5 protein-coding genes are annotated in these 3,137 nt (G+C 44.2%); 4 read left to right on the forward strand and 1 reads right to left on the reverse strand.

What is annotated here, in order from left to right; all coding sequences use genetic code 11:
- Nucleotides 1–298 (reverse strand): helix-turn-helix domain-containing protein (locus EWV84_RS13580; protein ID WP_287078407.1); only part of this gene is annotated, 298 nt, incomplete at its 3' end.
- A gap of 148 nt (nt 299–446) precedes the next feature.
- Between EWV84_RS13580 and EWV84_RS13585 the strand changes: the two genes are divergently transcribed.
- The 4 genes from EWV84_RS13585 to EWV84_RS13600 all read left to right on the forward strand — a co-directional run bounded on the left by EWV84_RS13585 (nt 447) and on the right by EWV84_RS13600 (nt 2,972).
- Nucleotides 447–1,187: a hypothetical protein gene (locus EWV84_RS13585; protein ID WP_287078408.1), complete on the forward strand. Its 741-nt coding sequence runs from the start codon at nt 447–449 to the stop codon at nt 1,185–1,187.
- Nucleotides 1,188–1,192: 5 nt separating this feature from the next.
- Nucleotides 1,193–1,465, forward strand: coding sequence for a hypothetical protein (locus EWV84_RS13590; RefSeq protein WP_286824859.1), 273 nt, complete (start codon nt 1,193–1,195; stop codon nt 1,463–1,465).
- 344 nt (nt 1,466–1,809) lie between these two features.
- Nucleotides 1,810–2,553, forward strand: coding sequence for a DUF1995 family protein (locus EWV84_RS13595; RefSeq protein WP_287078409.1), 744 nt, complete (start codon nt 1,810–1,812; stop codon nt 2,551–2,553).
- Nucleotides 2,554–2,789: 236 nt separating this feature from the next.
- The gene (locus tag EWV84_RS13600; protein WP_287078410.1) at nt 2,790–2,972 is read left to right on the forward strand and encodes a gamma-glutamylcyclotransferase family protein; all 183 of its coding nucleotides are present in this window, start codon (nt 2,790–2,792) and stop codon (nt 2,970–2,972) included.
- Nucleotides 2,973–3,137 lie beyond the last annotated feature (165 nt).

The raw sequence follows: 3,137 nt of genomic DNA on the forward strand, positions 1-3,137 counted from the left end.
TAAAAGCAGATTTGGTAAATTCGGCACTTCCTCCTTGATGTTTTTTCTTAAAGTTAGGATACTTAGTACGACCAGCAAAGAAGTTAGTAAAAGCTGTTTGTAAATGTCTTAACCCTTGTGGTAAAGGTACACAGCTTACTTCATTGAGAAAGTCTAATTCTTCTTGTTTTTTCCAATCAGTTAGCATTGAAGAAGTTTCAGCATATCCTACTCTTTCTTGCTTTTCGTACCAAGCTTGTGTTCGTTCGTGGAGAGCCTTATTGTAAACTAATCTTACACAGCCCAAGGTGCGCCGCAATAGCGACTCTTGTTCGGGTGTGGGGTAAAATCATCGGTAAGAATAGGCTTTCTCCATATTTCACATTCTGGCATATATCGTGTAAATGTGCTAGTATTTAACGGTAAAGCCGTCCTAGAACGACGGGGTTTCAGACCCAAAATTTTCGATGAAAAAATTGCCGCTAATCCTATCGGTGGGGAGTGTCGCTTTATTGTTGGTGGGATGTCCAGCTTCTAACCAAGCTAATCAATCCCCACCGCCTACCCAAGAAACCCCCACCCCCTCTCCTAGTCCCCCGGCTGCCCAACCTGCTGCCTTTAGCAATCCTGTACAACCGGCTACCAAACCAACCACCCCAAGGGTAGCGGGATTGATTCCTGCTACCGATCCTGACCAAAAACGGGCGGAAATTAATCGCGGTCGCAGCGATCCCTTTGCCCCCTTTCCCCTACAGCCAAATATTACGATTATAGAGGAAGAAAAACCCCCAGCTGGGACTCCGGCGGCTACCGCAGCCGCAGCAGGGGGCAATCGTCCCACCCCCGCAGCCGCAGCAGGGGGCAATCGTCCCACCCCCGGACGACCGATAGTGAAAGCGCCGCCACCACCACCGCAACCGACGGAAGCAGAAGAAGTGCAAGTATCGGGCATCGTCCAGTTACCTACCACTGCCATGGCGATCGTGAAAGCCCCGGGAGAAGCCACGGAACGTCGAGTTATCCCCGGTTCTACCCTCTCTAATGGTTTAATTTTAGTTAAAGCGATCGATACTAATCCCGATAACCCCTATATTGTCCTACAACAACGCGGTCGAACTATTACCCGTCGTTTAGGGGATGGTGTCCCCGAACCCGCCGCCGCACCGCAAGCCTCGATCAGCTATAATGTTTCCGAATCAGGAGAGTAAAACCCGTGCGATCGATTGCTATTCAACAAAAACAAACCATTATTTATCCGCGAATGCCCTTGGCTATCTATCGGGAGTTAGCCAGTCATTTAGAACAGGTTCAAGGGGTCGAAACCCACCTCACTCCCCAGCAGTTCCAACAATTCGATTATCACCAAAGTCAGATCGGTAGTCTAGAAATTAACTATACCGAGGCTTTTCAGGAAAGCGATCGCTCTTTGGTGACGGCAATTCTCGATTATTATGCCCAACGTCACGGCTCCTATCAGCTTTCCTAAGCTTTCTCTCCTCACCTTTTCCCCGATTACCGAATTTCTTCTTAAAAACTAAAAGTATTTTATAGGAGTTATCTTAATGCTGGGGATGATGCCAAATCCCGTCATACTTCATTTAAATTTATCTGTCAATATCACTTAATTTTATGGTCAATAACAAGAGGATAAAAATTAAAATCTTTCTGATTTTAAGCCACCGACGACCAGTGGTAGTCACTGATAACTGATAACTGATAACTGATAACTGATAACTGATAACTGATAACTGATAACTGATAACTGATAACTGATAACTGATAACTGATAACTGATAACTGATCACTGATCACTGATAACTGATAACTGAAATGACCCTACCCAATTCCCTAGAAGAAACAATCCTGCAAGCAAAAGCCGCCACCCAACTGGCTCTAGAATCGGGAGCTAGACGCGTACAAGTGGAATTAGTTATCCCAGAAATTGCTCTACAAGCGCAAGCTTTAGCCCTTGATTTTAGCTCTATTTTTGACAGTTATGGTTCTGGTTTAAGGGTAATTTTTCCCGATACTGGGGCCGCCATGTTAGCTCGACGGGATTGGGGAGAAACAGTTTTTCAACTGGGAGATTTAGGTAGTCGTTTTATTCCCATCGAAAACAAAATTAAGCCCGAAGATGAAGCTTTTTTAGTTGTTTGTCCCTCCTCGGTCGAGATTAATTCCGTAGAAAAACTCTGTAACCTGGCCGAAGAGCGCCCCGTGGTTCTTCTGATTCCCCAATTGGAAGATGTATCGGTAGTGGGTATCGGTTACGCGGCCCGACAATTGCGAGAAAGATTTTTAAGTACCCTAGAAAGTTGTTATTATTTTCGTCCCTTGGAATCAGCGATCGTTTATCGTTCCTATCCTTCCTTGTGGCAAGTTTGGCTCGAAAAAGAAGACGGTTACGAGTTAATTTCCGAACAATCCACTAAACCCATGGGCGAAGCTTTAGAAAATCTGATTCTGAAAGCTTCTAGTAATACTCCTAATGATAGTTCTAATCCTGCTAATAAAGCCAAAAAGTCCGGTTTATTTGCCACTATGGGACGCTTCTTAAAAGCATTGCAACAGTGACATACTCCCCCCGTCAAGTTAGGCTGTGACGGGGGATTCTTGACCCATTGCTGTTAGAAATTCCTTGCTTCGACGGATTGACCTCGATTGCAACTTTTGTTCTTCTATTTTAACCGATCATACTAAATCCGTTGAATATAGGCTAGTTATGAGGAGAGGCACTCATGCAATAGGCAATAGGCAATAGGGGCAGTAGGTAATCAGTTTTTAATAACCGGATTTAGTGTCATTTGGCAATGCTAAGTAGGGTTTGCGGCAAAAAGTCTTTTAGTGGGGACAGGGTGTGGGGTGTGGGGTGTAGGGTGTGGGGTTTTACCGATTTTGAGGTGGTCAATTACCTAATTTTCAGGGAAAAAGTCCCTGAATTTTCCCCCCGATCACTCCCATGCCCAGCACTTTTTGATTTCAAAAAAGCCTAAAGATATTATCCAACAAGGTTTTTAGATTTATTCAGCAGACCCTAAGTAGGGTTTGCGGCAAAAAGTTATTGAAAAGTACAGGTCTCTTAATCAATGATTTCACTTAGCTACAAGCATAAGCTTTAGTTGTTGATTAGTTTCTAAGTCATAACTTATTGTCATCAT

This window comes from Microcystis sp. M_QC_C_20170808_M3Col, assembly GCF_007095505.1.
Taxonomy (GTDB): domain Bacteria; phylum Cyanobacteriota; class Cyanobacteriia; order Cyanobacteriales; family Microcystaceae; genus Microcystis.

Bases quoted from the DNA above. Each gene is read 5' to 3' on its own strand.
- EWV84_RS13585 (WP_287078408.1), top strand. From the start codon at position 447: ATGAAAAAATTGCCGCTAATCCTATCGGTGGGGAGTGTCGCTTTATTG.
- EWV84_RS13600 (WP_287078410.1), top strand. From the start codon at position 2,790: ATGCTAAGTAGGGTTTGCGGCAAAAAGTCTTTTAGTGGGGACAGGGTG.
- EWV84_RS13595 (WP_287078409.1), top strand. From the start codon at position 1,810: ATGACCCTACCCAATTCCCTAGAAGAAACAATCCTGCAAGCAAAAGCC.